General features: G+C 71.2%; 13 protein-coding genes and 1 pseudogene. 8 read left to right on the forward strand and 6 right to left on the reverse strand.

What is annotated here, in order from left to right; all coding sequences use genetic code 11:
- On the reverse strand, positions 1–575 hold a 575-nt coding region (locus AB0N07_RS23890; protein WP_365838191.1), incomplete at its 3' end, for a maltotransferase domain-containing protein.
- Between the two features lie 89 nt (positions 576–664).
- A complete protein-coding gene (locus AB0N07_RS23895) occupies positions 665–964 on the reverse strand; it encodes a DUF5133 domain-containing protein (protein ID WP_365838193.1) in 300 nt (99 codons plus the stop codon).
- A 319-nt stretch (positions 965–1,283) separates the two neighbouring features.
- On the opposite strand from AB0N07_RS23895, the gene AB0N07_RS23900 reads away from it, so the two are divergent.
- Complete coding sequence (locus tag AB0N07_RS23900) at positions 1,284–1,796, forward strand: pep a2 (protein ID WP_365838195.1); 513 nt, start codon at positions 1,284–1,286, stop codon at positions 1,794–1,796.
- Positions 1,793–3,997: a glycogen debranching protein GlgX gene (glgX, locus tag AB0N07_RS23905; protein WP_365838197.1), complete on the forward strand. Its 2,205-nt coding sequence runs from the start codon at positions 1,793–1,795 to the stop codon at positions 3,995–3,997. The genes AB0N07_RS23900 and glgX overlap by 4 nt, the downstream gene beginning before the upstream one ends.
- A gap of 64 nt (positions 3,998–4,061) precedes the next feature.
- On the opposite strand, the gene AB0N07_RS23910 is transcribed toward glgX, so the two are convergent.
- Positions 4,062–4,865 carry a VOC family protein gene (locus AB0N07_RS23910; protein WP_365838199.1) on the reverse strand — a complete coding sequence of 268 codons (804 nt, stop codon included), beginning with the start codon at positions 4,863–4,865 and terminating at the stop codon, positions 4,062–4,064.
- A 164-nt stretch (positions 4,866–5,029) separates the two neighbouring features.
- Here AB0N07_RS23910 and AB0N07_RS23915 point away from each other — a divergent pair, with 164 nt between their 5' ends.
- Positions 5,030–5,365: an ANTAR domain-containing protein gene (locus AB0N07_RS23915; protein ID WP_365838201.1), complete on the forward strand. Its 336-nt coding sequence runs from the start codon at positions 5,030–5,032 to the stop codon at positions 5,363–5,365.
- Between the two features lie 36 nt (positions 5,366–5,401).
- Here AB0N07_RS23915 and AB0N07_RS23920 read toward each other — a convergent pair whose 3' ends face one another.
- A complete protein-coding gene (locus AB0N07_RS23920; protein ID WP_365838203.1) occupies positions 5,402–6,196 on the reverse strand; it encodes a SigB/SigF/SigG family RNA polymerase sigma factor in 795 nt (264 codons plus the stop codon).
- Between the two features lie 237 nt (positions 6,197–6,433).
- On the opposite strand from AB0N07_RS23920, the gene AB0N07_RS23925 reads away from it, so the two are divergent.
- The 4 genes from AB0N07_RS23925 to AB0N07_RS23940 all read left to right on the forward strand — a co-directional run bounded on the left by AB0N07_RS23925 (position 6,434) and on the right by AB0N07_RS23940 (position 9,282).
- A complete protein-coding gene (locus AB0N07_RS23925; RefSeq protein WP_365838205.1) occupies positions 6,434–6,886 on the forward strand; it encodes a MarR family winged helix-turn-helix transcriptional regulator in 453 nt (150 codons plus the stop codon).
- Positions 6,883–7,743, forward strand: a complete 861-nt coding sequence (locus AB0N07_RS23930; RefSeq protein WP_365838207.1) for an ATP-binding cassette domain-containing protein — start codon at positions 6,883–6,885, stop codon at positions 7,741–7,743. Before AB0N07_RS23925 ends, AB0N07_RS23930 begins: the two co-directional genes overlap by 4 nt.
- Positions 7,703–8,563, forward strand: a complete 861-nt coding sequence (locus AB0N07_RS23935) for an ABC transporter permease (protein ID WP_365838209.1) — start codon at positions 7,703–7,705, stop codon at positions 8,561–8,563. Before AB0N07_RS23930 ends, AB0N07_RS23935 begins: the two co-directional genes overlap by 41 nt.
- A gap of 194 nt (positions 8,564–8,757) precedes the next feature.
- Positions 8,758–9,282 (forward strand): hypothetical protein, encoded by a 525-nt coding sequence (locus tag AB0N07_RS23940; protein WP_365838313.1) that lies wholly within the window; start codon positions 8,758–8,760, stop codon positions 9,280–9,282.
- A gap of 24 nt (positions 9,283–9,306) precedes the next feature.
- Here AB0N07_RS23940 and hemC read toward each other — a convergent pair whose 3' ends face one another.
- Positions 9,307–10,242, reverse strand: coding sequence for a hydroxymethylbilane synthase (gene hemC / locus AB0N07_RS23945; protein ID WP_365838211.1), 936 nt, complete (start codon positions 10,240–10,242; stop codon positions 9,307–9,309).
- 62 nt (positions 10,243–10,304) lie between these two features.
- Positions 10,305–11,504, reverse strand: a complete 1,200-nt coding sequence (locus AB0N07_RS23950) for an MFS transporter (RefSeq protein WP_365838213.1) — start codon at positions 11,502–11,504, stop codon at positions 10,305–10,307.
- 432 nt (positions 11,505–11,936) lie between these two features.
- On the opposite strand from AB0N07_RS23950, the pseudogene AB0N07_RS23955 reads away from it, so the two are divergent.
- Positions 11,937–12,497 (forward strand): annotated as a pseudogene (locus AB0N07_RS23955) (DUF5937 family protein); the annotation flags it as partial.
- Between the last annotated feature and the right edge of the window lie 189 nt (positions 12,498–12,686).

Consider the following 12,686-nt stretch of genomic DNA (forward strand, 5'->3'; position numbering starts at 1 on the left):
AGCAGCGGCAGGGTCTGCGAGGCGGTGACGAACTCCCGCAGCGGATGCCGGGCCAGCACCGCGTCCACCTCCGGCGTCAACGCCGCCGCCAGGCGGGTGGCGACCGGCAGCGAGTCGTCGCGCAACGTCTCCGCAGCCGCCAGCACCGCAGCCCGCCCCGGCCCCTCGGGCACCCCGGCGGCCAGCTTCTCGTGCAGGTCGCCGCCCTCCTCCAGCACCAGTCCGGTGTCGATGCCCGCCGGGATCTTGATGCGGGCGGTGCGCCGCCAGGTGGCCACGGGGTCGCTCCAGGCCTCCACGCGATACGTCCAGTGACCTTCGGAGGTGGGTGTGACCTCGGCGCCCCAGCGATCGGAGCCTGGGGCCAGTTCCCGCATCGGCGTCCACGGGCCGTGCTGGCCCTCCGGATCCGTCAGGACGACATTGGCGGCGACCGCGTCATGGCCCTCCTGGAACACGGTCGCGGTGACCTCGAAGGTCTCCCCGACGACCGCCTTGGCCGGGCGCTTTCCGCACTCCACCGTCGGGTGGACGTCCCGCACCGGGATGCGGCCGATGGCCGGAATCGAACTCATGGGTCTCACCTCCGCCGTGCTGGAGACCGGGCCTCCGGCCCGGTCGGGGGATACAAACTGCGACATGTGCGTTGAGCCGCAGGGGGGATCTACCTCCCTGCGGCGAAATGCTCCTGTGCCTGCGGGGGCCCGCGCCGCTCGGCCGCACCCGTTCGGGGCCGCTCGTTCTGCTCCCGGAGATAGGCGCCCAGGGTGGACCCCAGATAGCGCTCGGCGGCGTCCGCGGCCTCGCGGGCACAGCGCTTGCCCATCAGCACGCACAAGGTGTAGCCGGAGTCCTCGAAGGTGGCGCGCACCGCGCGGTCGGCGGGGGACGCGAGCATGACGCGTTCCCAGGCCCGGTACCGCCGCAGTTGCCGGGCCACTTCGGCTTTGGCCGGTAGCAGCATGACGCTCTTCACTTTCTCCGGGGCTCGATCGCACGTCTCCCGACCGTCGGGCGGCGGCCGCGCGTGGGCACGCACGGATCCGTTACGGGTATCGAGGTCTTCACACATGGTGCATGGGCGGCGACTCAGCGTCTTGTTGGATCTTCAACCATGTCTGGCCGGGCGTTCCCCGCCCCCGGGGCGCTCGTGTTGCACGAATGGTCTAGTTCGCCCACCCTTGAGGTGACTCAGAAGCGATCAACGCTCACGCTTCGCGTTCGGGGCTCGTTCCACGGGGACGAGAAGGAGCGGGAGCTTCGCGGGTGAGGAGCCAACGAAGATGAAGACCGCAGTGCCCTGCTACTACCACCTCGATGTGGAAGTCAGCCCCGAACGGGTCGGACAGGTACGGCGCATCCTGGCCGCGCATCTCCGGCTCTGGGACCTCGAGACACTGGTCGAGCCCGTCTGCAGCGGCGCCGAGCTGCTGCTGAAGGCCATCGACGAGCACGCCACGGACAAGAACACGTCGGTCGAGATGTGGTGGAACGGACAGCATCTGATCACCGCCGTGGGGGAGAACGACTGCGACCTGCGTCCCGACCAGGACCTGCGGGCCTGTCTGCAGCGGATCGCCGCGATGAGTGACGGCTGGGGCTGCTGCGCCACGGCCACCGGCAGCAAGGTCATCTGGTTCTCGCAGCGGGCCAGGGCCGGGGAACGGGTGCCCCTGGTGCCCCTGGCGCCCGCGCCGAGCCTGCGCGAGGTGCTCCAGGTGCCCCGCGAGCTGCCGGCTTTGGCTCTCGCCGGGCAGGTGCGCGAGCCGGACGGCATCCTGGAGGATGCCCGGTGACGGCGAAGCGCCGCCGCAAGCCAGGGGTGCCCGTCTGGAGCGGGCACCCCTACCCATTGGGTGCCTCCTACGACGGGAACGGCACCAACTTCGCGCTCTTCAGTGAGGTGGCCCAACGCGTCGAACTCGTCCTCGTCGACGACGCTGGTGAGCGCCGCGTACCGGTGACCGAGGTCGACGGCTTCGTCTGGCACTGCTACCTGCCGGACATCGGGCCGGGACAGCGCTACGGCTACCGGGTGCACGGCCCGTGGCATCCGCAGCTGGGCCACCGCTGCAACCCGGCGAAACTCCTCCTCGACCCGTACACCAGGGCGGTCGACGGGCAGGTCGACAACCACGCCTCCCTCTTCGAGCGCGCCCCGCACGGCCGGTCCCGGCCGGACAGCGCCGGGCACACCATGCTCGGCGTGGTCACCGACCCGGCCTTCGACTGGGGTGACGACCGGCCGCCGCGGCAGCCGTACGCCGACAGCGTGATCTACGAGGCCCATGTACGGGGCCTGACCCGCACCCACCCGGACGTCCCGCCCGAACTCCGCGGCACCTATGCCGGACTCGCGCACCCCGCGGTCGTCGAGCACCTGACGAAGCTGGGCGTCACCGCGGTGGAGCTGATGCCGGTGCACCAGTACGTCCAGGACGGGGTGCTGCAGGGCCGCGGCCTGTCCAACTACTGGGGCTACAACACGATCGGCTTCTTCGCCCCGTACAACGCCTACGCCGCCCACGGCACCCGCGGCGGGCAGGTCACCGAGTTCAAGTCGATGGTGAAGGCGCTGCACGCGGCCGGCCTCGAGGTCATCCTCGACGTCGTCTACAACCACACCGCCGAGGGCAACGAGAAGGGCCCCACGCTCTCCTTCCGCGGCATCGACAACGCCTCGTACTACCGCCTGGTGGACGGCGACTGGGGCCACTACTACGACACCACCGGCACCGGCAACAGCCTTCTGATGCGCCACCCCTACGTATTGCAGCTGATCATGGACTCGCTGCGGTACTGGGTCACCGACATGCACGTCGACGGCTTCCGCTTCGACCTCGCGGCCACGCTGGCCCGGCAGTTCCACGAGGTGGACCGGCTGTCGGCGTTCTTCGACCTGATCCAACAGGACCCGGTGATCAGCCGCGTCAAGCTGATCGCCGAGCCCTGGGACGTGGGGGAGGGCGGCTACCAGGTGGGCAACTTCCCGCCGCTGTGGTCGGAGTGGAACGGCAAGTACCGCGACGCCGTACGGGACTTCTGGCGCGGCGGCGAGCACACGCTCGGCGAGTTCGCCTCCCGGCTGACCGGCTCCGCGGACCTGTACGCGCACAGCCGGCGCCGCCCCCGGGCCAGCGTCAACTTCGTCACCGCGCACGACGGATTCACGCTGCGCGACCTGGTCTCGTACAACGACAAGCACAACGAGGCCAACGGGGAGGGCAACCGGGACGGCGAGAGTGTCAACCGGTCCTGGAACTGCGGCGTCGAGGGCGACACCGACGATCCGGGCGTGCTGGAGCTGCGCGCCCGCCAGCAGCGCAACTTCCTGGCCACCCTGCTGCTCTCGCAGGGCATCCCGATGATCGGCCACGGCGACGAACTCGGCCGCACCCAGCGCGGCAACAACAACGCCTACTGCCAGGACAACGAAGTCTCCTGGGTCGACTGGGAGCTGACCGAGGAGCAGCGGGACCTCGCCGAGTTCACCCGGTACCTCATCGCACTGCGTGCCGCCCACCCGGTGCTGCGCCGCCGCCGCTTCTTCCGCGGCGAGACCGAGACCCGTCCACGCCGGCCGCTGCCGGACCTGGTGTGGCTGGCACCGGACGCGCAGGAGATGACGGAGGAGGACTGGCAGCGCTCCGACGCGCACTCCGTCGCCGTGTTCCTCAACGGCGACGCCATCGCCGAACCCGACCCGTGCGGGCGTCCCGTCGTGGACGACTCGTTCCTGATCCTGCTGAACAGCTACTGGGAGCCGGTGGAGTTCCGGCTGCCGGACGCCACGTACGGCGAACGCTGGACGACGCTGATCGACACCGCCGAGCCGCACGGGCCGCCGGACGAGTCGGAGTACAAGGCGAACACCGGGCTCCTGGTCGAGCGCCGCAGCCTGGTGCTCCTGTCGAGACCCCCCTGTGCCCCGAAGGGGCGCGGGGCTGAATCGGAATGCGGCTCCGCCGCGGGGCGCGACAAGCCACGACGGCGCTAGAAGCCGACCGACGACACACCTTGCCAATTCCGTAGTCGCCCGGCTGACCCAGCCGGGCGACACCTCAGCGTTCGCGGCGCGAGGTGACCGTGAACTGCGCGCCGTCGGCGTCGCGCAGCACGGCCTCGTCGCTGCCCTTCGACAGGACGCTGCCGCCGTGCACCTCGGCGGCCCGTACACAGGCCGCCACGTCCTCGACCGCGAAGTGGACCTGCCAATGGGGCCGAATGGTGGGGTCGGGCGCCGCCCCCAGTGCCCCGGACTCGATGCGCGCCACGACGTCGCCCTGGCTGCGCAGCACCACCTCGCCGCCCTCGTACTGGACCTCGCAGCAGCCGGGCCGCCCGGAGGCCCAGTCCAGCACCTCGCCGTAGAAGATCGCGGCGTCGAAGGCGTCGCGAGTGTGGAGTCTGATGAAGGCCGGGGCCGCGTGCCGCCACTTCTCCCAGTCGGCGATCAGCGCGCCCTCCCAGATCCCGAAGGTCGCCCCGTCCCGGTCGGCCAGCAGGGCTGCCCGTCCCGGCGGGAAGGAGATCGGGCCGACCGCGGCCGTCCCGCCCCGCTCCTGGGCCCGCGCCGCGGCCTCGTCCGCACTGGGCACGGCGAAGTACGGCGTCCACGCCACCGCCATCTGCCACATGTCGGCGACGGCGGCGATCCCGGCCACGGGCGTGCCGTCCACCAGGGCCATCCGGAAGCGGTCCCCGAGCTTGGCGGAGCGCCACTCCCAGCCCAGCACGGCTCCGTAGAAGTCCTCGGTGGCGTCGGCGTCGCGACTGGTCAGGCTCACCCAGCACGGCGCCCCGAACACGGAGGCCGAGGTGACGATGCGCGTCACGCCACGCGGGCGTGAGGAGTCGTGGTTCATGGCAGTTGCGTCCTGGTCTCGTCGATCGGCAGCCACCGGTCTCGTACCAGTGTCCAACCGGAACCGCACGATGCGCCTGCCGAGTACCCCGTGAGTGGGGCCGAAACGGGTGCCGTGGAGCCGCCGCCAGTGGCAGCGGGCCAGGTGAGTGCCACTATGGATGAGTGGCACAGGTACCGCATGAACCTGCCGACGAGACGGATCGCATCTTCGCGCTGCAGGAAGAAGTCGATCAGCTGAAGGAAGCCGTCGTCTCGCACGCCGTCGTGGACCAGGCGATCGGGATGATGGTCGCGCTGGGCCGGGTGGCGCCGGACCAGGGATGGGCAGTGCTGAAGGACGTTTCCCAGCACACGAACATCAAGCTCCGCAATGTCGCCGAGCTCATTCTCATCTGGGGGCGCAACGGGGACCTGCCCCCGGAGATCAAGGCCGAACTCGAGGACGCCCTGGACCGCTACGGTCCCACGCAGATCCCCGAGGCCCCACCGGAGCGGTGAGGCGACGGGGCCGCGTGCGGCCGAACGGCGCAACGCTCAGCTGGTCTCCGCGAGCAGTTCCGCGCGGAGCTGGTCGAAGCAGCCGCTGAGCAGCCGGGAGACATGCATCTGCGAGATACCGAGCTGCTGGGCGATGCGGCTTTGCGTCATGCCTCCGAAGAAGCGGAGATACAGGATGGTGCGCTCGCGCTCCGGGAGCGCCTGCAGACAGGGCCTGACCGCCACACGGTCGACGACGACGTCGTAGGCCGGATCGGGGCCGCCGATCGCGTCCGTGAGGGCGTATCCGTCGGTACCGGGCATCTCGGCGTCCAGCGACAGCGCGGTGAAGCACTCCAGGGCTTCCATTCCGGTGCGCACCTCGCCCTCGCTCAGGTGCGCGTGCAGCGCGATCTCGGCGACGCTCGGTCTGCGCCCCGGGGTCGTCTGGGACAGTTCCTTGGCGGCCTGCCGCACCCTGTTGCGCAGGTCCTGGACCCGGCGCGGCACATGCAGCGTCCACATGTGGTCACGGAAGTGCCGCTTGATCTCACCGGTGATGGTCGGCACCGCGTACGCCTCGAAAGCGTGGCCGCGGGCGGGGTCGTAGTGGTCGACGGCCTTGACCAGTCCGAGGGCCGCGACCTGGTACAGGTCCTCCAGGGATTCTCCGCGCCCCTTGAACCGGACGGCGATCCGCTCTGCCATCGGCAGCCAGGCCTGGACCAGTTGGTCCCGCAGCTGCCTGCGTTGCGGCCCTTCGGACAGCCGCGCGAGCCGGGCGAAGGCCTCGGCGGTGTCGGGGGCATCGTCGTGCGGGTGGGGTTTCGTGCTGGCGCTGGCGACACGCATGATGCGCACCTCCCTGAGGCGGTGCATGGGGGACGGGCGCCGTGGGAGATGCGGCTCGGACCTGCGGAGACATCCGGGGCCCGACCGGCTCCCACGGACGTGCCTCCTGTCCGAAGCACTACGTACTGATGCCCGGAATCTATGCATCACAAACAAATGCGGACATTATGGACGGCTGTCGCGGGCTTGACCGTTCCTTGGGTTCATTACCTCTGCTAAAGAGATAATCTCCTCGATGTGGAACCGGAAACCTTCCCGGACGAGCTGATCGACGCTCTCATCGGCGTCCAGCGGCTCGTCCGGCGCCGCCTGCGCCCGCAGATCGCCCCGCAGCTGCGTGGCGCCGAGGTCGAGCTGCTGCGCCTGGTCGTCACCCGGCCCGGCATCGGCATATCCGACGCCGCCAAGGAGCTGTACCTGGCGGGCAATTCGGTCTCGACACTGGTCAACCAGCTGTCCCGGCAGGGCTATCTGGTCCGCGAGACCGACCCCGCCGACCGGCGCGCCGCCCGGCTGATGCCGACGCCCGCGGCCGAGGCCCGGCTCGCCGAATGGCGCAAACGGCGCGCCGAACTCGTACGCGGCGGGCTGTCCCGTCTCGACGACACGGACCGGGAGGCACTGCACACGGCGATCCCCGCCCTGCGCAGGCTGGCCGACACCCTGCACGAGGAGGCCGAACAGACATGACGCGGAACGCCGACACCGGGCAGGCGGAAGCCGTCACCTGCACCGGACTCGCCTACGCCTTCGGCGAGACGAATGCGGTCGACGGACTCGAACTGTCGGTGGCCGAGGGCGAGGTCTTCGGCCTGCTCGGACCCAACGGCGCCGGAAAGACGACCGCGATCCGCTGCATCACCACCCTGCTGCCGGTCCCTGCCGGCATGGTCCGCGTGTTCGGCCACGACGCGGCCAAGGACCGGATGGCCGTACGGCGCCTGCTCGGCTACGTGCCGCAGCAGCTGTCCGCCGACGCCGGACTCACCGGCCGCGAGAACGTCGCCCTGTTCGCCCGCGTCTTCGACGTGTCCCGCGCCGAACGCGCCGAACGTGTCGGCCAGGCCCTGGCGGCCGTCGGCCTCGCCGAAGCCGCCGACCGGCTGGCCGGCACCTACTCCGGCGGCATGGTCCGCCGCCTCGAACTCGCGCAGGCGCTGGTCAGCGCCCCTCGGCTGCTGATCCTCGACGAGCCGACCATCGGCCTCGACCCGATAGCCCGCACCGGAGTGTGGGACCACATCAACGCCGTGCGCGCCGCCACCGGCATGACCGTGCTGGTGACCACCCACTACATGGACGAGGCCGACCAGTACTGCGACCGGGTCGCCCTGATGCACCGCGGCCGCATCCGGGCCCTCGGCACCCCGGACGAGCTCAGGCAAGGGCTCGGCGAGCGCCGGCGCGCCGCGGGCGCGGCGGCCACCGACCCGCTGCCCACCCTGGAGGACGTCTTCCGCGACGTCGCGGGCAGCGGACTCGACGACCAGGCAGGAGGTTTCCGCGATGTCCGAAGCACCCGCCGCACCGCGCACCGAGTCGGCTGACCCCACCCGCGCACCCGGCATCGACCTGTTGCTGAAGCCGCCCCGGCCCCGCGCGGGCTGGCGGCTGCTGCCCGCCCGTGTGATCGCGATGTGCGCCGTCGAACTGCAGAAGCTGCGCCACGACCGCACCGAGCTGTACACCCGCGCCGTGCAGCCCGCCCTGTGGCTGCTGATCTTCGGTCAGACCTTCACCCGCATCAAGGCGATCCCCACCGGCGGCATCCCCTACGTGGACTACCTGGCACCCGGCATCATCGCCCAGTCCGCGATGTTCATCGCCATCTTCTACGGCATCCAGATCATCTGGGAGCGCGACGCGGGCATCCTGAACAAGCTGCTGGTCACGCCGACCCCGCGCTCGGCCCTGATCACCGGCAAGGCGTTCGCGGCCGGCGTGAAGTCCCTGATCCAGGCCGTCGTCGTCATCCTCATCGCCGCGGTGCTCGGCGTGGCGCTGACCTGGAACCCGCTGAAGCTGCTCGGCGTCGCCGCGATCGTGGTCCTCGGATCCGCGTTCTTCTCCTGCCTGTCGATGAGCATCGCCGGCATCGTCCTCAACCGCGACCGCCTCATGGGCTTCGGGCAGGCCATCACGATGCCGCTGTTCTTCGGCTCCAACGCCCTGTACCCGGTGTCCGTCATGCCCGGCTGGCTCCAGGCCGTCAGCAAGGTCAACCCGCTGAGCTACCAGGTGGACGCCCTGCGGGGCCTCCTCCTCGGCACCCATGCGCATGTGGCCCTCGACTTCGCGGTGCTGCTCGTGGCCGGCGCACTCGGCATCGCCGCGGCCTCCTCGCTCCTCGGCCGGCTGGCCCGCTGAGCACCGCCCACGGAACGTGATGTGCCCCACGCACACATACTCGTCCGTGGGGCGTGTTCCGACCGTTGTTCCTGCGCACGGCTTGATCAGTGATCAAAGGGGGTGAATGCGCTGGCCACAGCGCATTCTGCTCATTTGACAGTGCCCTGAGCGCACAGATAGGAAGCAGCTCTCTGAGGTCGATGAGGTGGATTGTGTACGAGCCGAACGTGGTCGGGGACTGGCAGGAGTACGACGAGCATGCCGGCCTGCGTGTCCGCGTCCACCGTCTGGAAGCCGCCGAGCCCCCACGCGGACGCGACGACGCGGCGGCCGGGCTGACGTACTTCAGCCTCCGGGTCACCGTCGAGAACCGCGGCAGCCGCTCCTTCGGCATCCACCTCGAGGACGGCCAGATCGACGTGCGTCTGGGCCCGGACGGGGAGGCCGCGTTCATCGACTGGCGCAACTCGCAGTTCATCGAGGGCTTCGACGTCTACCCCCTGCGCCGGGCCACCGCCGTGCTGTACGCGGCCGGTCCGGACGCCTGCCTGAGCCAGGTCGACGTGCAGATCCAGCTGCGGGTCGAGGAGGAGTGGACCGACCGCCGACTGTGGACCGGCGGCATCGGCCTGCACGAGGAGCCCGTCGGTGCCCACACCGGCGGGAGCCGGGACGGCGGCCTGGCGCACCAGGTCAGCAACTTCCTCCGGGACCAGGCCGAAGAAGGCACCGCCTGACCCCGGCCCCGCCCCGGAGCCCGCTCAGTGCGGGATGCCGTCGATGATCTCGCGGGCACCCTGACGCAGCAGCGCCACGGCCACCGACGTGCCCAGAGTGGCCGGGTCGAGCCGTCCGGCCCATTCGTGGGCGTTCAGGCGGGTCTTGCCGTCCGGGGTGAACACACAGGCCCGCAGCGACAGTTCGCCACTGGCCTCCACGCGCGCGTACCCGGCGATCGGGCTGTTGCAGTGCCCCTGCAGGACGTGCAGGAACATCCGCTCCGCGGTGGCCTCCTGGTGCGTGTTCGGGTCGCCGAGTGCGCTGACCGCGTCGATGAGGTCGCGGTCGCCCTCACGGCACTGCAGGGCGAGGATGCCCGCGCCGATGGACGGCATCACCGTGTCCGGCGACAGCACCTCGCTGATCACGTCCTGGCGTCCGATGCGTTCGAGACCGGCCGCCGCCAGGAGCAACGCGTCCGCATCGCCGGCCGCCAGTTTCGCCAGCCGGCGGTTGGCGTTGCCGCGGAACGGCACACACTCCAGGTGGGGGTGCGTGGCGGACAGCTGGGCCGCCCGGCGCACCGCGGAGGTGCCGATCCGGGTGCCGGCCGGCAGCTCGTCCAGGGTGAGGCCGTCAGGGTGCACCAGGGCGTCACGGATGTCGTCCCGCTTCAGGAACGCGGCGAACGTCGTGCCGGCCGGCAGCGGCCGGTCGGCGGGCACGTCCTTGAGGCAGTGCACGGCGAGATCGGCCTCACCCGCCAGCAGCGCGGCGTCCACCTCCTTGGTGAACGCCCCCTTGCCCTCCACCTGGGACAGGACACCCATCCACTTGTCGCCGGTCGTCTTCACCGGCACGACCTCGGTGCGCACGCCGGGATGCAGGACCGCCAACTCGGCGCGCACGCGCTCCACTTGGGCCAGCGCCATGGGCGAGTCGCGGGAGACGATGCGGATCATTTCGGGGACGGACATGCGGCCACGATAGACCGTCGACAGAGGGCCTTTGACCGCTACCGCCCCATTGGGGACCCGAATCACTCGGCAGGGACGACGGGCGTGCGCACAGCTGCCGACGACGCCCGGGGCTGCGGCCGGACCAGCAGCGTGAGCGCCCCCGCCGTGAGCAGCCCGCCGGCCAGAAAGGCGCCGCGCACTCCGACGACGGGCAGAAGAGCGCCCCCCAGCAGCGACCCGACGGCCACACCCACGTTGTACGCGGCAGAGTTGGCCGCCAGCGCCGACTCGGTACGGCCCGGCGCCACCCGAAGCACCTGGCTCTGCGTCGCCATGAAAACGGGCGCGACCGAGGCGCCGAGCAGCATGCACAGTGCGACCGTCGCCACTTGACTGCTCCCGGCCGCACACAGGCCGAGCATGGCAGCCGCCTGAGTCGCCACCGGCACGGTGAGGGTGGCGCGCGGGAAACGGTCGAGCAGCGGCCCGGTGAGCGCGACACCGGCCAGGGCGGCCGCTCCGAATGCGAACAGCACGCCGCCCACCGCGTCCTTGCCGAAGCCGCTGACCTCGTCGAGGAAGGCGACGACATACGTGAAACCCGCGAACACCCCGGTCACCGACAAGGCGGTGGACGCGACGACGACGAGAAACCGGCGCCGGTCCGGATCGGCGCCGTACGCCGCATGACTCTCCTCGGGACGGGAGGCCGGCAGCAGGGCGGCAATGACGACCAGTGCGACGAGCGCGAGCGCACCGAGCACGACGAACGGCGCCCGCCAGCCGCCGTGTCCGCCCAGCCAGGTCCCGGCCGGCACGCCGAGCACCGTGGCCAGCGAACCGCCGACCGACAGCAGCCCCATGACGCGGCCGCGCCGTTCGGGCGGGAACAGGCCGACCGCGACCGGTCCCATCACCACCCAGAACGAGGCCTGTGCCAGCGCGGTGACCACCCGTGCCGCCAGCAGCAGCCCGTAGGAGACGCCTCCCAGCGCCGACACCCAGCTGGCCGCGGCCAGCAGCCCCAGGAGCGCGGTGAGCAGGTACCGGCGCGGCATGGAGCGGGTGATGCGCGCGGCCGGCAGCGACACCACGGCCACCGTCAGGCCGTATCCGGTGACCAGCATGCCCACCGCGCCGAGCGGCACTCGCAGATCGGCCGCCATGAGCGACAGCAGCCCCACGGGAAGGTTCTCGGCGGTGTTGAAGGTGAACGCCGCCAGCATCAGCGCCGCGACGACGGCCGCCCTGCGCCGCGCCGCGGGACGTACGCCGCCCATCCAGGTGTCCTCCGGGGTGTCGGGAAACCGCCGGGCAAGCCTGCCGGGGCCGGCAGAGAGCTTCTACTGTTTCGATCCGGACCGAATCGGATCCACCGGGAACCGCTCACGGAGGCCGTCTTGCCGCTGACCCTGCACCTGGGCGCCGAGGATCTGACCCGCTGCCGGTTCGCGATCTCGCCGATGTGCCAGACCCACGAGGCCCTGCGCATGCTGCGCCGACCCGCCCGGCACGGCTACCACCGCGCCTGGCTGCGCCGTCTTCGCCGTACGCTCGGCGGACTCGACCTGGCGCCCCTGTGGCTGTTCATGCCGCGCGTCGGCGGTTACACGCCGGACTTCCTGGGTGCGCCTCCCGACGAGCCGTATCCCTCCATCGACGACGAACTGGCCCGGATGCGGGCCACCGACCCGGCTCTCGCGCGCACGGAGATGGTCCGCTCGCTCGCCGGCACACCGGGCCTCGCCGAGTCACCGCAGGCCCGCGCCGCACTCGACGATCCCGCCCAGGCCGTGCGCCGCCTGGCCGACCTCACCGAACTCGCCTGGCACGCCCTGATCGCACCGGACTGGCCGCGTCACCGTGCCGTCCTTGCGGCCGACATCGCCCATCGCTCACGGCAGGCGGCGGACGGCGGCCTCGACGCTTTGCTCGCCGGCCTGCACCCCGGCATCGGCTGGGCCGGCCACCGGCTCACCCTGCACATGTACGGCGACCACGCGGACGCCCAACGCCCCGACGGGCGAGGGGTCCTGCTGATGCCCAGTGTGTTCGTCTGGCCGGACGTGGTGAGCGGCTTCGCCCGGCCCTGGCAGCCGACGGTCATCTACCCGGCCCGCGGCATGGGCCGACTGCACACCACCCCGGCGCCGCATCCGCCCGCCGCCCTCGCCCGCCTCCTCGGTCACCGGCGCGCCGCGCTGCTGGCCGACTTGACGGTTCCCGCCTCCACCACGGAGCTCGCCGCGCGCCACGGCCTGGCTCCCTCCACCGTGTCGTCCCACCTGGCGGCCCTGCACACCGCGGGACTGCTCGACGCACGACGGCAGGGCTACTACGTGCTGTACGAACCGGACGGCGCTGGGGGACCGTCTGGCGGCAGGGGCGTAGGGCGATCCTGCCGGGTCCGTCGACGGCGCCCGGGCGATCCCGACCACCTCGGGCTTTTCGGCGGCAGTGCG

It is taken from the genome of Streptomyces sp. NPDC051172 (genome assembly GCF_040682555.1).
GTDB lineage: Bacteria > Actinomycetota > Actinomycetes > Streptomycetales > Streptomycetaceae > Streptomyces.